The sequence below is a fragment of the Pseudomonas sp. HMSC063H08 genome, from assembly GCF_001813645.1.
GTDB classification, from domain to species: Bacteria; Pseudomonadota; Gammaproteobacteria; order Pseudomonadales; family Pseudomonadaceae; genus Pseudomonas; species Pseudomonas aeruginosa.
Map to the genome: position 1 here is coordinate 1 of NZ_KV813322.1, position 1,264 is coordinate 1,264.

Annotated in this window: 1 protein-coding gene and 2 pseudogenes; all 3 read left to right on the forward strand. The window is 60.1% G+C overall.

Annotated elements, in window-relative coordinates:
- Nucleotides 1-412 (forward strand): annotated as a pseudogene (locus HMPREF2924_RS00465) (hypothetical protein); the annotation flags it as partial.
- Nucleotides 409-906 (forward strand): hypothetical protein, encoded by a 498-nt coding sequence (locus HMPREF2924_RS00470; protein ID WP_070700295.1) that lies wholly within the window; start codon nucleotides 409-411, stop codon nucleotides 904-906. The pseudogene HMPREF2924_RS00465 and the gene HMPREF2924_RS00470, both read left to right, overlap by 4 nt.
- 5 nt (nucleotides 907-911) lie before the next feature.
- Nucleotides 912-1,264: pseudogene (locus HMPREF2924_RS00475) on the forward strand (hypothetical protein); the annotation flags it as partial.

Consider the following 1,264-nt stretch of genomic DNA (forward strand, 5'->3'; position numbering starts at 1 on the left):
GCAACTGGTCGCCTCGAACTACCCGCTTCCGGCAAACACGCTCGAAGAGCGGCTGGAAATACTGCAGATCGCGCTGATCTACAACCGGGCCAAGGTGTTCGATCCCCTGTACTCCACCCGAGAACTCCACTCAAGACTGAAAGGTTGGCTGGAGCGCCCCAAGAGGGACATCGGTTGGCGCAGTGAGGCCGAGTATTTCGCCAGTTGGGTAGGATGTCTGCGCAGTGAATTCATTCAAAGCCTGACCGACGAAATCGCCTACGACGATGGCAGTGAAGTCGAGGAGCGCCTGCGCGTCATCAAGCAGAAGGTCGCTGACTGCATCGCACAGATCGCTCTGACCAGCGAGGAGCAGGAAACCCTTCAGCTCTGGACAGACGCTCTGCAATCGGCTCCGGAGGGCCTCATATGAACCTCCAGAACCGCAACAACCTCATCCTGAGCCTGATCGCCGAGACCCAGTTCGACGCCTACGTGCAAGGCTACATGGCCAAAGCAGGCGCTGCCGCAGGTGCTTCCGAGAATCTGCAAATCGAGGCTGAAGGTGCTGCGATGTTGCAGGGCCTGGTCGCTCCGGTTCGCGCTCAGCAGCGTGCCTGTGGACAGCCCCTGCAGAACGCCCTGCTCCAAATCGCCCACGACCTACTGTTGCAGACGAAATCGCAACTGGCCATCGCGGCCAATGCCAGTTCGATCCAAGTGATCCAGCGGGACATGAACAGGGCGATCTGGAACATAGCTACTACCATCGATCACCTGGCCGAGTTCGCCCAACCCTCGCAGGACACTGTGAGGGTCATCGAACGGCTGATGCTCTTCGTCGGCAGCTCATCAAGCACTGAAGGCCAGCAACTGGCCGCCGAGGCAAGTGCGGTGCTCGGCATGAGCGTGGGAGGCCTGGCATGAAACCTATGATTCAGGCCCACCTGGTCGAGCGCGATCAGTTCGGCTTCTGGACCCATCCGAACTATCCGGACCTGGCCGACAACTGCTCTTCCAACGAAGCGCAGGAAACGCTGCGCCGGCTTGGCCTTGAGTTGCAGACCGTCTTCATGGAGTCGGATGCGCCTCGCCTCTACGACTCTGCCCGTTCGGACCAACGATACAGCGAGTGGATCCCAACGCGGCCCGAAGGCTCCGGTTGGTTCGTGCTGTCTATCCACGATACCGAGAACGGCCCGGTGTGCCAGTACGTGAGGCCCCTCGCAGAGAGCCTCAGCCCAATCGATCTTGATGCGGCAGCAGAACAGCATGAGCGCCTGCT